This window comes from Mesorhizobium sp. B2-3-5 (assembly GCF_006442395.1).
Taxonomy (GTDB): domain Bacteria; phylum Pseudomonadota; class Alphaproteobacteria; order Rhizobiales; family Rhizobiaceae; genus Mesorhizobium.
On record NZ_VFVX01000002.1, the window covers coordinates 283,347 to 302,393 of the forward strand.

At 62.6% G+C, this 19,047-nt stretch carries 20 protein-coding genes; 15 read left to right on the top strand and 5 right to left on the bottom strand.

What is annotated here, in order from left to right; translation table 11 throughout:
* Positions 1-75 precede the first annotated feature (75 nt).
* Together FJ958_RS04220 and FJ958_RS04225 are read left to right on the top strand one after the other, a co-directional pair.
* Positions 76-1,773, top strand: a complete 1,698-nt coding sequence (locus FJ958_RS04220; protein WP_140739807.1) for a SulP family inorganic anion transporter — start codon at positions 76-78, stop codon at positions 1,771-1,773.
* Complete coding sequence (locus FJ958_RS04225) at positions 1,770-2,390, top strand: ParB-like protein (RefSeq protein ID WP_140739810.1); 621 nt, start codon at positions 1,770-1,772, stop codon at positions 2,388-2,390. The genes FJ958_RS04220 and FJ958_RS04225 overlap by 4 nt, the downstream gene beginning before the upstream one ends.
* Positions 2,391-2,397: 7 nt before the next feature.
* Here the strand turns inward: FJ958_RS04225 and FJ958_RS04230 are convergent, their stop codons facing one another.
* Positions 2,398-3,225: an AraC family transcriptional regulator gene (locus FJ958_RS04230; RefSeq protein ID WP_140739813.1), complete on the bottom strand. Its 828-nt coding sequence runs from the start codon at positions 3,223-3,225 to the stop codon at positions 2,398-2,400.
* An 87-nt stretch (positions 3,226-3,312) separates the two neighbouring features.
* On the opposite strand from FJ958_RS04230, the gene FJ958_RS04235 reads away from it, so the two are divergent.
* Both FJ958_RS04235 and FJ958_RS04240 read left to right on the top strand, forming a co-directional pair.
* A complete protein-coding gene (locus tag FJ958_RS04235) occupies positions 3,313-3,849 on the top strand; it encodes a hypothetical protein (protein ID WP_140739816.1) in 537 nt (178 codons plus the stop codon).
* A gap of 184 nt (positions 3,850-4,033) precedes the next feature.
* Complete coding sequence (locus FJ958_RS04240; RefSeq protein ID WP_137931086.1) at positions 4,034-4,663, top strand: MarC family protein; 630 nt, start codon at positions 4,034-4,036, stop codon at positions 4,661-4,663.
* A 26-nt stretch (positions 4,664-4,689) separates the two neighbouring features.
* Here FJ958_RS04240 and FJ958_RS04245 read toward each other — a convergent pair whose 3' ends face one another.
* On the bottom strand, positions 4,690-5,115 hold the full coding sequence (locus tag FJ958_RS04245) for an OsmC family protein (RefSeq protein ID WP_140739819.1): 426 nt from the start codon (positions 5,113-5,115) through the stop codon (positions 4,690-4,692).
* Positions 5,116-5,238: 123 nt separating this feature from the next.
* Positions 5,239-5,754: a single-stranded DNA-binding protein gene (locus FJ958_RS04250; protein WP_140739822.1), complete on the bottom strand. Its 516-nt coding sequence runs from the start codon at positions 5,752-5,754 to the stop codon at positions 5,239-5,241.
* A gap of 227 nt (positions 5,755-5,981) precedes the next feature.
* Here FJ958_RS04250 and FJ958_RS04255 point away from each other — a divergent pair, with 227 nt between their 5' ends.
* From FJ958_RS04255 to FJ958_RS04295, 9 genes are all read left to right on the top strand, one after another.
* A complete protein-coding gene (locus FJ958_RS04255) occupies positions 5,982-6,296 on the top strand; it encodes a metalloregulator ArsR/SmtB family transcription factor (protein ID WP_140739825.1) in 315 nt (104 codons plus the stop codon).
* A gap of 32 nt (positions 6,297-6,328) precedes the next feature.
* A complete protein-coding gene (locus FJ958_RS04260; protein WP_140739828.1) occupies positions 6,329-6,805 on the top strand; it encodes an SRPBCC domain-containing protein in 477 nt (158 codons plus the stop codon).
* Between the two features lie 22 nt (positions 6,806-6,827).
* Positions 6,828-7,436 carry an ATP-dependent Clp protease proteolytic subunit gene (locus FJ958_RS04265; protein WP_140739831.1) on the top strand — a complete coding sequence of 203 codons (609 nt, stop codon included), beginning with the start codon at positions 6,828-6,830 and terminating at the stop codon, positions 7,434-7,436.
* Positions 7,437-7,893: 457 nt separating this feature from the next.
* A complete protein-coding gene (locus FJ958_RS04270; RefSeq protein ID WP_140739973.1) occupies positions 7,894-8,169 on the top strand; it encodes a hypothetical protein in 276 nt (91 codons plus the stop codon).
* 692 nt (positions 8,170-8,861) lie between these two features.
* Positions 8,862-11,783, top strand: coding sequence for an excinuclease ABC subunit UvrA (gene uvrA / locus FJ958_RS04275; protein ID WP_140739834.1), 2,922 nt, complete (start codon positions 8,862-8,864; stop codon positions 11,781-11,783).
* On the top strand, positions 11,783-12,193 hold the full coding sequence (locus FJ958_RS04280; protein ID WP_140739836.1) for a DUF302 domain-containing protein: 411 nt from the start codon (positions 11,783-11,785) through the stop codon (positions 12,191-12,193). Before uvrA ends, FJ958_RS04280 begins: the two co-directional genes overlap by 1 nt.
* Complete coding sequence (locus FJ958_RS04285; RefSeq protein WP_140739839.1) at positions 12,190-12,654, top strand: GNAT family N-acetyltransferase; 465 nt, start codon at positions 12,190-12,192, stop codon at positions 12,652-12,654. The genes FJ958_RS04280 and FJ958_RS04285 overlap by 4 nt, the downstream gene beginning before the upstream one ends.
* Positions 12,655-12,697: 43 nt before the next feature.
* Positions 12,698-13,504 (top strand): DUF72 domain-containing protein, encoded by an 807-nt coding sequence (locus FJ958_RS04290; protein ID WP_140739842.1) that lies wholly within the window; start codon positions 12,698-12,700, stop codon positions 13,502-13,504.
* A gap of 181 nt (positions 13,505-13,685) precedes the next feature.
* Positions 13,686-14,834, top strand: coding sequence for a GGDEF domain-containing protein (locus tag FJ958_RS04295; protein WP_140739845.1), 1,149 nt, complete (start codon positions 13,686-13,688; stop codon positions 14,832-14,834).
* A 51-nt stretch (positions 14,835-14,885) separates the two neighbouring features.
* On the opposite strand, the gene FJ958_RS04300 is transcribed toward FJ958_RS04295, so the two are convergent.
* On the bottom strand, positions 14,886-15,062 hold the full coding sequence (locus FJ958_RS04300) for a hypothetical protein (protein WP_140739848.1): 177 nt from the start codon (positions 15,060-15,062) through the stop codon (positions 14,886-14,888).
* Positions 15,063-15,794: 732 nt separating this feature from the next.
* On the opposite strand from FJ958_RS04300, the gene FJ958_RS04310 reads away from it, so the two are divergent.
* Positions 15,795-16,202 carry a hypothetical protein gene (locus FJ958_RS04310; RefSeq protein WP_140739851.1) on the top strand — a complete coding sequence of 136 codons (408 nt, stop codon included), beginning with the start codon at positions 15,795-15,797 and terminating at the stop codon, positions 16,200-16,202.
* 119 nt (positions 16,203-16,321) lie between these two features.
* Positions 16,322-18,235 (top strand): PhoX family phosphatase, encoded by a 1,914-nt coding sequence (locus FJ958_RS04315; protein WP_140739854.1) that lies wholly within the window; start codon positions 16,322-16,324, stop codon positions 18,233-18,235.
* Between the two features lie 48 nt (positions 18,236-18,283).
* Here FJ958_RS04315 and FJ958_RS04320 read toward each other — a convergent pair whose 3' ends face one another.
* The gene (locus tag FJ958_RS04320; protein WP_140739975.1) at positions 18,284-18,997 is read right to left on the bottom strand and encodes a DeoD-type purine-nucleoside phosphorylase; all 714 of its coding nucleotides are present in this window, start codon (positions 18,995-18,997) and stop codon (positions 18,284-18,286) included.
* Positions 18,998-19,047 lie beyond the last annotated feature (50 nt).

Here is a 19,047-nt window from a genome sequence, read left to right on the forward strand (position 1 = left end):
CCACGGTGCTTTTCGCCGCCAGCAAGGCAAAAGCCGGCAATGGACCAATTTCCCCGAACGAAAGCCGCGAGCGCAATGAATTGGACCCCGTGGCTGCCTCTGCGAGCGATGAGCGGCTGGACGCGCCGGGATCTCAACGGTGATCTGATCGCCGGCGTGACACTGGCCGCGATCGCCATTCCCGAGCAGATGGCAACGGCCCGGCTCGGCGGCTTCGCTCCCGAGATCGGCTTCTTCGCCTTTGTCGCCGGTTCGGTGGCGTTTGCCCTGTTCGGCGCCAACCGCCACCTTTCGGCCGGCGCGGATTCGACCATCACGCCTCTGTTCGCCGGCAGCCTGGCGCTGCTCGCCACCGCTGGCTCGCCGCATTATCTGGCGCTGGCAGCCATGCTGGCGCTGATGGTCGGGCTTATCGTGATCCTGAGCGGTGTCTTTCGCCTTGGCTGGGTTGCCGACCTGTTGTCGGTGCCGGTCACCACGGGCTTTCTGGCCGGCATCGCCATCCATATCATCGTTTCGCAATTGCCCGGACTGCTCGGCCTGCCCTCCGAAAGCGGCGAAACCGTGCGGCGCATCGGCGAGATCGCTGGCAATCTCCATCTGACCAACCCCTGGAGCCTGACGCTCGGCCTTGGCGTATTCGCGATCGTGTTCTGCTCCGAGCGCATCAGCGCCCGCGTCCCCGGCGCGCTGATCGGCATGGTGCTCGCCACCGTCGCGGTCGCCGTCTTCGGCCTCAAGGATCATGGCGTCGAGGTGCTTGGCGCCTTGCCGAATGGCCTGCCGCAGCCGGGACCGCCGCTTGCCGGTCTCGACGATGTGCAGGCGCTTGTTCCGCTGGCGCTGCTGATTGCCATCGTCGTCATGGTGCAGACGGCGGCCACCTCCCGCTCCTTCGCCCCGCAGGGCGACGCGCCTGACGTCAATCGCGATTTCGTTGGTGTCGGCGCCGGCAGCATCGCGGCTAGCCTGTTCGGCGCCTTCGCCGTCAATGCCAGTCCGCCGCGCACGGCAATCGTCTCCCAGTCGGGTGGCCGCTCGCAGCTCTCAAGTCTCATTGCCGCGGCCATCGTGCTGCTGCTCGGTGCCTTCGGCGGCGGCCTGCTCGCCGATGTTCCGCAGGCCGCCCTTGCCGGGGTCCTGATGTTCGTTGCCCAGCATATTCTGCGCTGGAAGGTGTTCGCCGACGTCTACCGGCAAGCGCCGGTTGAATTCGCGTTGATCCTGATCACCATGGCGGCCATCGTCGTGCTGCCGATCGAAACCGGCGTGGCGGTCGGCATCGGCCTGTCGCTGCTGCACGGAACCTGGAGCGCAACAAGGACGCAGGTGCTCGAATTGGAACAGGTGCCGGGCACTTCCGTGTGGTGGCCGCCTGGCGAGCCAAGTGCCGGCGAACAGCTTCCAGGCGTGCTGGTCGCGGCGTTCCAGGCCCCACTGTCCTTCGTCAACGCCGATCGCTTCAAGCGCGGTCTCTTCGATCTTGTCGATGCCAGGAACGATACAGTGAAACTGGTCGTCCTGGAGGCCAGCAACATCGTCGAAATCGACTACACCGCCGCGCAAGCGCTGATCGACACCGTCCATCATTGCCGCGAGGCAGGGGCCGTCTTTGCCGTCGCGCGGCTGGAATCGCTGCGCGCCCAGGCGGCGCTGGCACGATTCGGCATTGCCGACCTCGTCGGCCCGCAGCGGATCTTTCACAGTGTCGATGCCGCGATCAGGACCCTCGGTCTCGACCAGCGGCCGCAACAGCAGGACAAAGCAAAATGATGACCCAGCGGGAACCGTTGCTGAACCCAGTCCCTGTCAGTGACTTGCGACCGACGCAGATCACTGTCGGCATGCGCGAGGTGGCCCTGAAGCGCCAGATGATCCGCTCACAGAGCGCCCGAAAGACCGGCGCGTTTCTCGGCAGCCACATGGTTCCCGTCGTGCGCGGGCCGAAGAAGCGCAACTATGTCACCGATCACCATCATCTCGCCCGTGCCCTGATCGAGGAGGGTGTCAGGGATGTCCTGGTCACGGTGGTCAGCGACCTGTCGGGGCTCGACAAGGAGGCCTTCTTCGTCGTGCTCGATAACAGGGGCTGGATGCATCCGTTCGACGAGAATGGCAGGCGTCAAGCCTACGACGCCATTCCAAAAACCATGGCCGAACTCGTCGACGACCCCTACCGGAGCATGGCGGGCGAACTGCGCAGGCAAGGCGGCTTCGCCAAGGACACGACGCCGTTCAGCGAATTCCTGTGGGCGGACTTCCTGCGCCGGCGCATCACGCCGGACGCCGTGGCGAAGGACTTCGACAAGGCGATGAAAGAAGCGCTGCGCATGTCCAAGGGCAAGGACGCGGACTATCTGCCAGGCTGGTGCGGGCCGACGACCGACTGAACTCGTCTCAACCGCTTGGCCGGCGGGCACGATAGTTGCCTGGCGTCTCGCCCATGACGCGTCGAAACCGGCGGTTGAAGGTCGACAGGTCGTTGAAGCCGGCGTCGAAGGCGATCGCCGAGATCGCGTCATTTGACAGGCGCAACCGCACCGCCGCCCTGTGCAGCCGGGTTTTGAGCAGGAACTGGTAGGGCGTCATGCCGGCGACCTGCCGGAAGGTACGCAGGAAATGGTACGGGCTGGTCGCCGTTTCATCCGCCAGTGCCGACAGCGAGACCGGCCCGTCTGCATCCAGCTCGATCCGCCGCACGGCTTCGGCCACCCGTTTCTGATCGCGGCGGCTCGGCGCACGCCGGACCGGCGTGGCGTTGGAAACCGTGGCCACGGTGGCGGCTGCAATGCGCAGGGAAAGTTCCTCGAACGCCTCCGTGTCAGCCATTTCACGCGCGGCTTCCGCCTCGGCCAGCAACGGCGCCAACGTTGGGAAGGGCGGCAAGCGCGGAGCCTCGAAGGTCAGCGCCCTGGCACCAGGCACGCCAGCCACAATCCGTTCCATGTAAGCCGGCCTGAAATGGAACGAGAGGCAGCGGTCGCCACTGCCATGCTCGTGCCCGCATTCATAGCACGTGCCGGAATTGCCGAGCAGTAGGCTGCCCGGCGCGAGCATGGCGGTGCCTTGTTGCGCGCGGTAGCGGAACGTGCCGCCGGTGACCGCCGCGACGCAGAAATCCTGATGTGCCTCCTCGAACGGCCGGTCGCCGGCGCCGGCCGTGCAGATCACATCCGCCACGTGCCAACCGGCCCCGGATGCGAGAACGCGGGTGGTCGCTGCCATGGCCCAAATATAGCAATTTTTCCCAAGCCCAGAACCCCGTCCGCGCCTAATCCTCCGGTCTCCTGACAAGAAGAAGAGGCCGCAGCCATGTTCGTCCCATCCTCCTTTGCCGAAGCCCTGCACAGTGCCGGACCGAACGACGGACTTGCCGAGAAACTGAACCTCTACGGTCGCTTCATCGGCGCCTGGACTTTCGACGCCTCGCGTCGCCTCGAGGATGGCACCGTGCTGACCGGCCGCGGCGAGGTGCATTTCGGCTGGGTGCTGGAAGGCTGCGCCATCCAGGATGTCTGGATCCTGCCCGCGCGCGACGCCGGCCCCTCGCCGTCGCTCGGCAAGTGGACTTTCCACGGCACGACGCTACGTGTCTATGATCCCGGCGCAGACGCCTGGCACATCTTCTGGATCGATCCGCGCAACCAGTATTTCAGCCGCCAGCTCGGCCGGGCCGAGGGCGACACGATCGTGCAGGTCGGCGCCGATGGCACCGGCGCCTCGGTGCGCTGGAGCTTTTCGCGCATCACGACGGATAGCTTCCGCTGGCTCGGCGAGCGCTCGCACGACGATGGCGCGACCTGGCGGATGGAAGTCGAGTTCCTGGCGCGCCGAGCAACGGCACCCTGACGCAAGCAACCAACGATGGAGAAAACCTTCGCCGCACCGCGACGCGCGACAAGCATCCTATTACGGTGCGGCCGGCTGACCCTCTGTCGGGCGCCGTGGTTTCGCGGTCCTGACTGTTCCCACCGGCCAGGCTTTGCTCTACCAATGTCGGGGTGCGGGCTCGGCCCGGCGGGAGGGGTCAGCGATGCCGAGTTTCGACAGCCTGTTCAATGCCTTCGTCACCATTCTCGTGACCATCGATCCGCCCGGGCTGGCGCCGCTGTTCCTCGCCGTGACACGCGGCATGAACCGCGATGAGCGCCAGCAGGTGTCCGTGCGCGCTTCGGTCATCGGTTTCCTGGTGATGGCGCTGTTCGCCATCGCCGGCGCCTCGATCCTGTCGGTGTTCGGCATCACCCTGCCCGCCTTCCGCGTCGCCGGCGGTTTTCTCCTGTTCTTCATCGCCTTCGAAATGGTGTTCGAGCGCCGGCAGGACCGCAAGGAGAAGATCGGCGACGTCGCCATCACCAAGGACATGATCCACAACATCGCCGCCTTCCCGCTGGCGATCCCGCTGATCGCCGGCCCCGGCGCGATTTCGGCGACGGTGCTGCTTTCAGGCTCGTTTCAGGGCTTTGCCGCGCAGGCGGCACTGGTCGGCATCATTTTCGCCTGCCTCGTCATCACCTATCTGGTGTTCGTCCTGTCGGAACGCATCGACCGCATTCTTGGCCAGACCGGCCGCTCGATCCTGACCCGCTTGCTCGGCGTCATCCTGGCCGCGCTCGCCGTGCAGTTCGTCGCCGACGGCATCAAGGCGCTGATGGTGGGGTAATCCGCGACAGGGCGCTCCTGTCGGTCTTATTTCGCCGCGGTATCGATGACCTCGAAATCGTGGGTGATCGTGGCCGTCTTGGCCATCATCGCGGAAGCCGAGCAGTACTTCTCGATCGACAGGCCGATCGCCCGCTTGACCTTGTCGGTCGAGAGCGCCCTGCCCTTGACGATGAAGTGCATATGGATGCGCGTGAACACTTTTGGGTCGGTCTCGGCCCGGTCGGCATCGAGTTCGACCACACAGTCCTCGACCGCCTCGCGGCCTTTTTCCAGGATATGGACGACATCATAGGCAGAGCAGCCGCCAGTGCCGATCAGCACCAGCTCCATCGGGCTTGGCCCCGGTGTCTTGCCATCAGGGCCGGAGGCTGTGCCCAGCACAAGCTTGTGGCCGCTGCCGGACTCGCCGACGAAGGTGCGCTCCTCGACCCATTTTACCCGTGCTTTCACTGCCCTGTCCCTTCAGTCCTTGATCGCGCCTGCTCAGGCCAACGATGCAAAACCCCGAAAGTCCACGCAGGACCTTCGGGGCATGTCGATCACGTGACGTCAGCCGTTCGGTATTGCCTTCGATCAGAACGGGATCTCGTCGTCCAGTTCGCGCGATGAGCCGCCGCCGCCTCTCGGTGCACCGCCGCCGCGATTGAAGCTTTCGTTCGGGCTAGACTGGCCGAAATCGGAACCACGGCTGCTGCCGCCACCGGAATAACCGCCGACCTGGCCGCCCTCACCCTGGCCGCGCGCGTCGAGCATCTGCAGCTCGCCACGGAACTTCTGCAGCACGACTTCCGTTGTGTACTTGTCATTGCCGGTCTGGTCCTGCCATTTGCGGGTCTGCAGCTGGCCCTCGACATAGACCTTCATGCCCTTCTTCAGATATTGCTCCGCCACCTTGGCGAGCTGGTCGTTAAAGATGACGACATTGTGCCACTCGGTCTTTTCCTTGCGCTCGCCGGAATTCTTGTCGCGCCAGCTCTCCGACGTGGCGATGCGGATGTTAACGACCGGCTCGCCCGAGTTGAGGCGGCGGACTTCAGGGTCCGCGCCGAGATTGCCGACCAGAATGACCTTATTGACGCTACCCGCCATGATACTTCTCCGCGCTCATCCGAAACAAATTTTTGTCGCAGCACCTTACAGGCTGCGAACGTCAGCCGCCTGCCAAGGCTGGCTTTTCCCACAAGGTTTTTTGTTCCCTTTTCGTTCCTATATGCACTGCTGCTGATTGTCAAGGAATGGCAGCAATGGTTGAGGCCATCATATGGGTTTCAAAACAGCGCTTGCCAAATCGATAAGTATCGACTTATGCTTTTGCCATGATCGAAGCAGAGATTTTCCGCGCACTGGCCGACCCGACGCGACGCGCCGTCTTCGAGCGTCTCGCGACAAGCGAGATGAGTGTGTCGGAACTGCGCAGCGGCCTGACGGTGTCGCAGCCGGCCGTGTCGCAGCATCTGGCGGTGCTGCGCGGCGCCGGGCTGGTGGTCGAGCGGCGGGCCGGCCGCAACGCCTATTATCGAGCCGATCCGCAGGGGCTTGTCCCGCTGCTCTCCTGGATCGAACGCTACCGGACCTTCTGGCCGGAGCGCATCGAAAGGCTGAAGACGGTTTTGAAGGACATGGATCAGTGAAAGATCCGGGATCAGTGAAGGACGTAGGATCGATGAACGCCAAAAACCAAAGCGAAGTCGTCCCGGATGCGATCGAGTTCGAATACGATCTGGCCGAGCCCCCGGAAAAAGTGTGGCGGGCACTGACCGTACCGGAACTGCTCGCCGCCTGGATGATGCCGAACGACATCACGCCGCGGACCGGCAGCCGTTTTGCCTTCGCCGGCAAGGATGCGGCGATCGAATGCGAAATCCTCGAAGCCGAACCCGAACGCCTCTTGCGCTATTCGTGGCGGGAGCAGCCGGGGGACGCCGCGCGCCGGGATCCGCTCGACAGTGTCGTCACCTTCACGCTCGCCCGCACTGTTTCCGGCGGCACGCATCTGCGCATTGTCCATGACGGTTTCGGCCGCAAGGCAATGCCCGCTGTTGCCATGGCGGGCGCCGGCTGCCGGCTTTCGCTCGGCTTGCGCGAGGCCGGAAAGCCCATCGCCGCGAACACACCATCCCTGCTGCTGCACGCGGCCTGAACACGGAAATCGGAGAAGAAAAATGAGCGGCCTCGCCAGTCTGGTGCCGATGGTGATCGAGCAATCGAGCCGCGGCGAACGTGCCTTCGACATTTTCTCACGGCTGCTGCGCGAGCGCATCATTTTCATCAACGGCGAGATCAATGACGACGTCTCGGCGCTGGTCTGCGCACAGCTCCTGTCGCTGGAATCCGACAATCCCGACAAGGAGATCTCGCTCTACATCAACTCGCCGGGCGGCATGGTGACCAGCGGCTTCGCCATCTACGACACGATGCAATACATCAGCTGTCCTGTGTCGACTGTCTGCATGGGCTTCGCTGCTTCGATGGGATCGTTCCTGCTGATGGCAGGCACGGCGGGGCGCCGGATCGCGCTGCCGAACGCCACCATCCTGCTGCATCAACCGCTGGGCGGCTTCCAGGGCCAGGCCTCGGACATTCAGCGCCATGCCGAGCGCATCGGCCAAACCAAACGCCACATGACCGAACTCTATGCCCAGCATTGTGGCCGCAGCTATGAAGAGGTCGAACGCACGCTCGACCGCGACCATTTCATGACGGCGCGGGAAGCGCAGTCATGGGGTATTGTCGACCATGTCTACAACACCCGCAAGAAAGCGGCCGCATAAGGTCATTTGGTGGAATCCACACACAATAATCAAATGCAGATGTGCCAAATCGAGAAAACATTTTTCATCACCTATCAATAAATTCGACGTTAATTTGATCCGTTTAATTATGAGCGGAGACATAAATGCTAACGCCTAGCAATCCAAACAAACGGGCATTCCGCGCCATATTATCTATGGCAGGAATATGCATGGCATTTTTCTTACTGGTCAATGGCACCGGAGGGTATGAATGTTTGGCACGTGGAGGCGATGTACGACTCGAAGGCGTGTCCATTCGCTGCCATATGGATTTTAGCAACTGGCAACCAGGCGAGCCAGCACGTCCTGCACCAAACTAATATGGAATTTGATTACTTGCAACCAGGGCGAGTATGCGGATTGATGTGTGCCGGCCAAGATCGATTTCGGCGCCGCCGGTCTGGCCTCGCCTGCAGCGCGGCACTATAATCTTGCAATGCAGCACCGCCTGAACAGACTGATCATATCGATTGCGGTCACCGCCGCGACCTCCAGCGCGGCATTCGCCGGGGACAATTCCTCGCCGGCCCAGACAGGCGCCCTGCCTGGCGTGGCCGCCGACTATCGCATCGCCAAGCCTACCCCCGTGCCCGAGCCCGACGCGTTCCCCAGCGACGGGAACGGCCAGTTCAGGATAGGCGATACGGATGTCAGGATTTCCGGCAGCATCACCGTCGATGTCGGCACAGGCGGTATAAAGTCTCCCAGGTAGCTATGGCCGGCGGCGCTGCCGCCCAAAAGAACAGCCCCGCCGTGCTCTAGGCAAACGGCCGGGGCTTTCCTGGATCTATAGTCCAATCTTTTGCCGGGAGTGTACTGCCGGCGTTAGATTTCGGATGCTTCGCGGCTTGCAGCCGACGATCCGACTAGCAGTCTCTGATTTTTGGTGGGTTACGGCAGGTCACGGTTTGTCGGGTGGCGCAAACGCTAAACCCTTGACACTTATGCCTGCCGCGGCTCCAGCGACACGTGGAGCCTCAAGGGACTGTCCGGTGGCGTCATGCTCCGCTCCTCTGTCCGTTGCGACATCTCGTCCCGAAGCGCAAATCGCAAATGCCTGCGGCGTCTCGCAGGCCACCTCTGGGCGGCGAGGCCATCGAAAGACAGCCGGCTTCGTTGACGACCCGAGACTGCCCCCGTGGGCCGGCCGCGTCAACCATCAATAGCCGGTTACGGAAAAATGTGATCGCGGGGGGTTACGTGCAGGTCAGTTTCCGCACAGGTTTGTCAGGAGCGTGTTCGGCCTTTGTTCTTTCCGCTTGCCCGTTCGCGCGAAAGGCGGTTAAACGACTTCTGTCGGGAGTTGTGGCGTCTCTCGACGTGGCGGCAAAAAAACCTACATAGGGGATGGCCGGGAAAACCCCGCCAATCCCAGGAATTCCAGATCTGAGGCGGCGACCGGCGATGGCCGACCATAAATTTCTTTCCATTCGCGGGGCGCGCGAACACAATCTGAAGAATGTCGATCTCGACCTGCCGCGTGACAGCCTGATCGTCATGACCGGCCTGTCGGGCTCCGGCAAATCGTCGCTCGCCTTCGACACCATTTATGCCGAAGGCCAGCGCCGCTATGTCGAGAGCCTTTCGGCCTATGCGCGGCAATTCCTCGAAATGATGCAGAAGCCCGATGTCGACCAGATCGACGGCCTGTCGCCGGCCATCTCCATCGAGCAGAAGACCACGTCGAAGAACCCGCGTTCGACGGTCGGCACCGTCACCGAGATCTATGACTACATGCGGCTTTTGTTCGCCCGTGTCGGCGTGCCCTATTCGCCGGCCACCGGCTTGCCGATCGAGAGCCAGACGGTCAGCCAGATGGTCGACCGGGTGCTGGCGGTCGAGGAAGGCACACGCCTGTTCCTGCTGGCGCCGATCGTGCGCGGCCGCAAGGGCGAGTACCGCAAGGAACTGCTGGAACTGCAGAAGAAGGGTTTTCAGCGCGTCAAGGTCGACGGCGTCTTCTACGAAATCGCCGACGTTCCGGCCCTGGACAAAAAGTACAAGCACGACATCGATGTCGTCGTCGACCGTATCGTCGTGCGTGGCGATCTTGCCACGAGGCTTGCCGATTCCATCGAAACGGCGCTGAAGCTCGCCGAAGGGCTGGCGGTGGCCGAGTTCGCCGACAAGCCGCTCGACGCCAGCCAGACCGGGGAGGATTCGGTCAATAAATCGAAGAACGAGACGCATGAGCGCATCCTGTTCTCCGAAAAATTCGCCTGCCCGGTATCCGGCTTCACCATTCCCGAGATCGAGCCGAGATTGTTCTCGTTCAACAACCCGTTCGGCGCCTGCCCAACCTGCGACGGTCTCGGCAGCCAGCGCGCCATCGATCCCAATCTCGTCGTGCCCGACGAGAACGTGTCGCTGCGCGACGGTGCCGTCAGCCCGTGGGCGAAGTCGACATCGCCCTATTACGTGCAGACGCTCGAGGCATTGGGCAAGGCCTACAACTTCAAGCTCGGCGACAAGTTCAAGGATTTGAGCACCGAGGCCCAGCAGGCGATCCTGCGCGGCACCGGCGAGCGCGAAATCACCTTCCAGTACGATGACGGCCTGCGCTCCTACAAGACCACCAAGACGTTCGAAGGCGTCATCCCCAATCTCGAACGGCGCTGGAAGGAAACCGAGTCCGCCTGGATGCGCGAGGAGATCGAGCGCTTCATGTCGGCCACGCCCTGCCCGGTCTGCAAGGGCTACCGGTTGAAGCCGGAAGCGCTGGCTGTGAAGATCGCCGGCAAGCATATTGGCGAAGTCACCGAACAGTCGATCCGCAACGCCGATCGCTGGTTCACCGACCTGCCTGCGAAGCTCAACGACAAGCAGAACGAGATCGCGGTGCGCGTGCTGAAGGAAATCCGCGAGCGCCTGCGCTTCCTCAACGATGTCGGGCTGGATTATCTGACGCTGTCGCGCAATTCCGGCACGCTGTCGGGCGGCGAAAGCCAGCGCATCCGGCTGGCGTCGCAGATCGGCTCCGGCCTTACCGGCGTGCTCTACGTGCTGGACGAGCCATCGATCGGCCTGCACCAGCGCGACAACACCCGGCTGCTCGATACGCTCAAGCATTTGCGCGACATCGGCAACACGGTGATCGTCGTCGAGCATGACGAGGACGCCATCCTGCACGCCGACTATGTCGTCGACATGGGCCCGGCCGCCGGCATCCATGGCGGCGAAATCATCGCCCAGGGCACGCCGCAGCAAGTGATGGCGAACCCCAATTCAATCACCGGCAAATATCTGTCGGGCGAACTCGAAGTGGCGACGCCGGCCGTGCGCCGTGAAGCAAAGAAGAACCGGCGCCTGAAGATCGTCGGCGCGCGCGGCAACAATCTGAAGAACGTCACCGCCGAAATCCCGCTCGGCACCTTCACCGCCGTCACCGGCGTGTCGGGCGGCGGCAAGTCGACCTTCCTGATCGAGACGCTGTTCAAGGCGGCGTCGCGCCGCATCATGGGATCGCGCGAGCATCCGGCCGAACATGACCGAATCGAGGGCCTGGAGTTCCTCGACAAGGTCATCGACATCGACCAGTCGCCGATCGGCCGCACGCCGCGTTCGAACCCCGCCACCTATACCGGCGCCTTCACGCCGATCCGCGACTGGTTCGCGGGCCTGCCCGAAGCCAAGGCGCGCGGCTATCAGCCGGGACGGTTCTCGTTCAACGTCAAGGGCGGCCGCTGCGAGGCCTGCCAGGGCGACGGCGTCATCAAGATCGAGATGCACTTCCTGCCGGACGTCTACGTCACCTGCGATGTCTGCCACGGCAAGCGCTATAACAGGGAGACGCTCGACGTGCTGTTCAAGGGCAAGTCGATCGCCGACGTGCTCGACATGACGGTCGAGGAAGGCGTCGATTTCTTCGCCGCCGTGCCCGGCGTGCGCGACAAGCTCGACACGCTGAAGCAGGTCGGCCTCGGCTACATCCATATCGGCCAGCAGGCGACGACGCTCTCCGGCGGCGAGGCGCAACGCATCAAGCTCGCCAAGGAACTGTCGCGCAAGGCGACCGGCAAGACGCTCTACATTCTCGACGAGCCGACCACCGGCCTGCATTTCCACGACGTCGCCAAGCTTCTGGAAGTGCTGCACGAACTGGTAGACCAGGGGAACACGGTGGTAGTCATCGAGCACAATCTCGAGGTGATAAAAACCGCCGACTGGGTGCTCGACCTCGGCCCTGAAGGCGGCGACGGCGGTGGCGAGCTGGTCGCCTCCGGCACGCCGGAAGCGATCGTGCGCGAGAAGCGCAGCTACACCGGCCAGTTCCTTAAGGAACTGCTGGAGCGCCGGCCCGGGGGCAAACGAGAAGCTGCGGAGTGATGGCTGGGGATGGTCTCATCACGGTCCAGAGCCGCTTTGGCGTGACCGAAACCATCAACCGCATGGCTGAGGCGGTAAAGCGCGCGGGATTGCGCGTCTTCGCGCGAATCGATCACGCAGCCGGCGCGCGCGATGTCGACGCCGCACTTCGCCCCACCGAACTGTTGATCTTCGGCAATCCCAAAGGTGGCACACCACTGATGCAGGACAGGCAGCTTGCCGGCATCGACCTGCCGGTGAAGGCGCTGGCCTGGGAAGATGAAGAAGGCAAGGTCTGGCTGTCCTACAATGATGCGAATTGGATCGCCGGGCGCCATGGCCTGGGCGACGCCAGCCGTGCCGCGGTCGTGGCGATGGCCGCCGGCATGGAAAAGGTGATCGCCTCTGCTGCTGGAATGGATCAATCATGAGGCTCGCCTGCCGCGATGATCTTGCCGTGATCGTCGCGTTGACGAAAGCAGCCTATGCTCCCTACGACGCCATACTCGACGCGCCGCCGATCCCGGTTACCGAGGACTACGCGCCGCGCATCGCCCAGGGCGAGGTCTGGTTGCTGGAGAGCGCCGGCGAGCTCGCCGGTCTGATAACGCTAGAGCGTCACGCCGATCACGCGATGATCTTCTCCGTCGCGGTGTCACCTGCCTTCCAGGGTAAGGGCTTCGGCATAACGCTGCTCAAGCACGCCGATGACCAGGCACGTCTTTGGGGCTTGCCCGAGGTGCGGCTCTACACCAACGCCAGGATGGAGCGGAACATCGCGCTGTATCTCGCTTACGGTTATCGCGAAACGGGTCGCCGGCCCAATCCCTACCGGCCAGGATGGGTGCTCGTCGACATGGCCAAGCCGGTCGGCGAAATCACGGCAGCCTGATCTTTCTGAACTCGGCCAGACTTCTGCACTTGGGAGGACCACAATGAGCAAATCGGGAACAATCCGCTCCGGCATGGGCGGGTGGACCTTCGAGCCCTGGGACACGTCCTTCTATCCGGACAAACTGCCGAAGGCGAAGCAGTTGCAATATGCCAGCCGTCAGGTGCCAAGCATCGAGGTCAACGGCACCTATTATTCGAGCTTCAAGGAGCCGACCTTCGTCAAATGGGCCAGCGAAGCGCCGGACGGTTTCGTCTATTCGCTGAAGGGCAATCGCTTCGTCACCAACCGGCGCGTGCTCGGCGAGGCCGGCGAATCGATGATGCGCTTCCTCGGTTCGGGTGTGGCCGCGCTCGGCGACAAGCTCGGGCCGATCCTGTGGCAGTTCGCGCCGACGAAGAAATTCGATCCGGACGATTTCGAAGCCTTTCTGAAACTGCTGCCGGAAAAGCAGGACGGTGTCGCGTTGCGCCATGCGCTTGAAGTGCGCAACGACAGTTTCATTGTCCCGGAATTTCCCGCGCTGGCGCGCAAATACAAGGCGGCGATCGTCTACGCCGATCATGCCAAATACCCCGATATCGCCGACGTCACCGGCGATTTCGTGTATGCGCGACTGCAGACCGGCAGCGACGACAATCCCGATTGCTACACACCACAGGGCCTCGACGAATGGGCGGCGCGGGCAAAGATCTGGGCGGAAGGCGGACAGCCGGCCGATTTGCGGCGCGCCGATCCCGCAACCGACGCGCCGGTGCAGCCACGCGACGTGTTTGTCTATTTCATCACCGAGGGCAAGGTACGCGCGCCGTTCGGGGCCATGGCGCTGATGAAGCGCATAGCCGACTGACGAGCATCAGTCGGCATCCGGGTGCGCTGTTAGCTCGTCACCAATGCCTTTTGCGCGTAACAGAGCGCCTATTCGCGGCATCTTCGGCGTCATCGTAACCTTATCGACACTTCCTTGCTACATGAATGCGCGGACGCCAAGCCGCAGAGCTGGAACCGCCGCCGGCAGGGAAAAGAGGGGCATGTCGCTCGACTACACTTCACTTCTGCTGGCTGTCGGATTCTCCGCCGCCTGCCTGAGCCTGACACTGTTCGGCATGTGGTTGACCGCGCGCACGGAGCGATTCCTGCTGACATGGGCTATCAGCCTCGTGTTCGTGGTCGGTGATATCTTCGTCTATGACGCCTATATCGACATGCCTGGGCGCCTACTTGGCATCGCCGCTCTGGCGTTCCTGTTGATTGGTTTCTCAGTCATGCTGGGTGCCGCCTACCAGTTCAGGACGGGCGGCTCGCCGCTGCGGCACACCATGTTTGGCTGCTGTTCGCTAGCGGTGGCGCTGCCGCCCATGGCTCTGGGCTATGATGGCCTCGGCTTCATGTTCGAGAACCTGTTCGCCGCCCTGCTCCTGTTTGCGACGGCGTTCGAATACTGGAGAGGCCGCGACGAAGCCCCTGCCCTGACGATCGGCATCACCGCGCTCTATTCGGCCACCGCCGCCTCCTTCGCGCTCTGCGCCATGGTGCTTGCCTGGGATGGAAAACTTGTCCTGGGCCATGCGCCGAGCAACTGGGCCGAGGAATTGAGCCTCGTCGTGGTTATCGCCAGCATGACGGGGATTGGCGCGCTCTCGCTTGCCCTCAATCAGGGTCGTCTGGCGAGGCACCACCGCCGCAATGCCCTGACCGATCCCCTGACAGGCCTGCTCAACCGGCGCGCTCTGTTCGACATGCATGGTAATGTCCCGGTCGGCGCCTTTACCGCGGTGGTCGTCTTCGACCTCGACAACTTCAAGGCCATCAACGACGAGTTCGGCCACGCGGCGGGCGACGAGGTGCTGAAGGTGTTCGCCAGCGAACTCGCTGGCAATCTTCGCCAGACCGACGTCGCCGCGCGCATGGGCGGCGAAGAATTCGCGCTGGTGTTGAAGCGCACTTTGCCGGAAACGGTGGAGGCGGCGGCGGAGCGCATCCGGACAGCTTTCTCGACGCGCCTGATAGAGACCGAAACCGGCTCGCTTACGTGCACGGTTAGCGCTGGTTTTGCGTTTGGCAGCAAGGAAGGCCTCAGCTTCGACAAGGTGCTCAGCGCCGCCGACAAGGCGCTCTATGACGCCAAGCGCGGCGGCCGCAATCGCGTCACGGCCTCTCCATTGCGGCGCGCGAGCTGACCGCGCGGATCGATATCGAGCCTGTGATTTGTCGGGCGGGCGAAAGCGGCCCTACGCCGCCATCACGATTTCATTGAAGGTATCGAGGTCGACGTAGAAGACCTTGGTGATCTCCTCGATCAGATCGTCGTAGTCGCAGCCCTGTGACCTCAGGATATTGATGGCGGCTATGATGTCGACACGCTCTGTGAGCCGCCTTTTCTGGTAATCTTCGACGAAACGTTCCATGGCTGTCCCTTAGCCTGTGTGCCCAAACGCGTTGAACGACAATCAGATCGCAGGAGGCTAGGAAGCTTTGCTTGCGTGGAACTTGCACGGCCTTCGCCGCTCCTCGATCTGCGATAACCAGACTGATACGGAAGCGGCCGACTCACAAAAGCCAAGAAAAGACTAGCATGCAGTCCCCGATTCACCAGGGATGCAGACGGCTGGACGGAACAAATATTGGGCTTGCCACGGAGTTCGGATCGCTATCCGAAGTCTATCGCCGATTCTAGACGGAAAGGAACTTGCTGGCGTCCGCATTCGAGATTCTCCCGCGCTGTGAGAAGCGGAAAGATCTCTCTGCTCAAAGGCAGCATGCGATGCCCGACCGGGCGCGGTCATGCGCCGCGCTCCGGTCGAGCGCCTTCCCCTCGAAGGCAACGCTTCCGCCCGACAGCCGGTGTGGCCGTGGGCGCCGCACAATGCCAAGCAACCGCCATGCCAACCGATGGGACAAGCCGAGAAAGGAAAAATACACAACATTATTAGTGCCTTATCATGACATCACCTGAATGGGTGACGGCGATGATAAGAAGCTCAAGGGCAGAAAATTGTGCAGCGCATCATCATTTGCTCAATTTTCATCCAGTCATCAAAAAATGCCCAAGCCTTGATCTCTCCCGGCATTCGTCTGATGGCGGCGTTGCGGCATCGAGCGGAATTGGGGCAAGCTGTCTCCTGCAGGCGAGCAAGGTCATGGTAACAGGCATTTCACGCATATTCATCGGCATGGCGCTTCTGGTGGCGGCAACAGGAACCGCGCGGGCCGACTTCAGCGACGGCAAGATGCCTGACGGCAGCTATCACTGCGAAGTCTACCTGCTCGGCATGTTCCTCAACCTGGGCGATATCACCATCAAGGGGAACGTCTATACGGGCCCCGTCACCTTCGGGACCGTCCGACAGGGCTATAACTACCAGATGGACGCGAACGGCGTGATCTCCTGGTTGGGACCGCTCGGCGGTTACACCACCGGCGGCAATTCCCTGTCACTGACCCAGGCAACCCTGGACGGCCAGAACCCGCCCTCCTTCGACATCATCATGAAGCAACCCGACGGGGCCTACACCGCTTCGACCTGCACCAAGGGCGGCAGCCAATAGCCCAACCCTGCACGACGGCCGTGTCCTCGGCGGCTCGAACTTGCCTCGATGTCATCGACATGTTGCCGAAGCTGGATAGGCAGCGGTGCGCCGTCACATCCACCTCGAGAGGCAGACATATGGCCGACTTCCCGTCTTCATCCTCCCCCGTCATCCGCGACGTCATCGCCGAGCGCGTCTCGCGCCGCGCCCTCCTGAAAGGCAGCCTTGCATCTGGCGCCCTCGTCGCCGGCGGCGGCTTTGTCGGCTCGTTGTTTGCCGGCGAAACACATGCCATTGCCGCGCTTTCCGCCCTCGGTTTTCCCGAATTGAAGCGCGTCTATGACAAGAACCACGCCGCCGCCGAAGGCTACGAAACGACGATCGTTGCTCGCTGGGGCGATCCGCTTGTCGCCGGCCTGCCGGATTTCGACGGCAACACGGTCGCGGCCGACGAACAGGAAAAGCGCTTCGGCTACAATTGCGACTACATCGCCTTCATGCCGTTGCCCAAGGGTTCGGTGAACTCCGACCATGGTCTGCTTTGCGTCAACAACGAGTACATCTCGCCGAATGTGATGTTCCCCGGCATGACCGAGGACGGCGCCGGCAAGACGATGAATAGGGAACAGGTCGATCTCGGCCTGGCGGCGATGGGGCATTCGATCGTCGAGATCATGCTCAAGGACGGCAAGTGGCAAACCATCGAGGATAGCCCGCTCAATCGCCGCATCACCGCCAACACCGAAATGACCGTCTCCGGGCCGGTGGCCGGCCATGCGTTTATGAAAACCTCGGCCGATGTGAACGGCACGAAGGTGCTGGGCACCAGCTATAATTGCAGCGGCGGCGTCACCCCATGGGGCACGGTGCTGACCTGTGAGGAAGGCGTTTGCGACCTGTTCGGCGGCGATCCGAAGAAGGCGCCGACCGCGGATATTCTCGACCGTTATGGTTTTGACGGCTCCGACATCTATGGCCGTGGCCGTTTCCATGATCGCTTCAACATCGACAAGGAGCCCAACGAAGCCAACCGCTTCGACTGGGTGGTCGAGATCGACCCTTACGATCCCCGCTCGAAGCCGGTGAAGCGCACGGCACTTGGCCGCATGTCGCATGAGGCCTCGACCGTCGTCGTCAACAAGGACGGCCGCATCGTCGTCTACATGGGCGACGATGACTATTTCGAATACATGTACCGCTACGTTTCGAAAAAGGCGTACGACAAGGCGAACCCGGCTTCGAGCAATGGCCTCCTGGACGACGGCGTGCTCTCTGTCGCCCGTTACGACGCCGATGGCTCGATGACATGGCTGCCGCTGATTCACAGCCAGGGCAAGCTCACCGCCGAGAACGGTTTTGCCGACCAGGCCGAGGTGCTGCTGAAGACGCGGCTGGCGGCGGATGCGCTTGGCGCGACCCCGATGGACCGCCCGGAGGACATCGAGACCAATCCAGTTACCGGCCGCGTCTACGCTGTCATGACCAAGAACAAGAAACGCGACGAATCCAAGGTCAACCCGGCCAACACGCGGCCCGAAAATCTCTGGGGTCATATCGTCGAATTGATTCCCCCCGGCGGCCGTGGCGCGGACGCCGACCACACCGCCGACAAATACACCTGGGATCTGTTCGTTCTGTGCGGCAATCCGAAGGATGCAAAAATCGGCGCCACTTTCCATCCCGACACGTCGGACAATGGCTGGTTCGTCTGCCCCGACAACATCACCTTCGACCCCGCCGGCCGCCTTTGGGTGGCAACCGATGGTGCCAACGATTTCGATCTCCCCGACGGCGTCTATGGCGTCGACACGGAAGGCCCGGCGCGTGGCCTGCCAAAGCTGCTGTTCACCTGCCCGCACGGCGCGGAAGCGACCGGCCCCTGCTTCACGCCGGATGGCACCACGCTGTTCCTTTCGGTCCAGCATCCATCCGAGGACGCCGAGACGCTTGAGAAGGCGCAGTCGCTGTGGCCCGACTTCAAGGATGGCCAGCCGCCACGGCCCTCGGTTGTCGCCATTCGCCGCAAGGACGGCCAGCCGGTGGGGGCATAACGGTCAGCGCCACAAAAGGAGGCGAGCGCGCCCCTGAGGTGGCAATGATCAGCGCCCTTCCGTGGCGAGTTCGAGGGCCAGGCGGCTCATGTCGGTGAAAAGCCCCTGGCGTTCGGAATAGTCGGTCAATTCGCCGGTCTCGATATGGTCGACCACCGTGCAGATCGACAGCGCACGGATCCCGAAATGCCCGGCAATGCGGTAAAGCGCGCTGGTTTCCATATCCACCGCCAGGACCCCGCCCGCCCGCGCCTCGGCAAACCGGGCACGGCCATCCGGATGATGGAAGATGTCGCTGCAGACGGTCGGACCGACATGGAGGGCGATGCCGAGTTCAGCAGCTTTGGCCAAAGCAAGGACAAGCAGCGCCGGATCCGGGCCGGCGGCAGCGCCGTAGAGACCAAAGACCTGACCGCTTTGGGTATTTTCGGGCCGCGCTGATTGCGAAATGACAAGGCTTCGCAGCTTAACCTCGGCGGTCAGGCTGCCGCAGGTACCGGCGCGGATCAAAGTCCGGACGCCATGACAATCCAACAGTTCATGCGCATAGATCAGGAACGACGAAACACCGATGCCCGTTGCCTGAATGCTGACACGCTTGCCTCGATAAAGGCCGGTAAAACCCAGAGCGCCCCGCCTGCGATTGACGCAACGTGGCCCTTCCAGAAAGGTGTTCGCCATCCATTCGGCGCGCTGCGGGTCGCCCGGCAGCAACACCGTATCGGCGTAGTCGCCCCTGTCTGCTTCAATGTGTGGCGTCAACAGTTGCTTCCCCAAGCCGGCCTGCCCGTTCGCCCGCAATCATGGCGTTG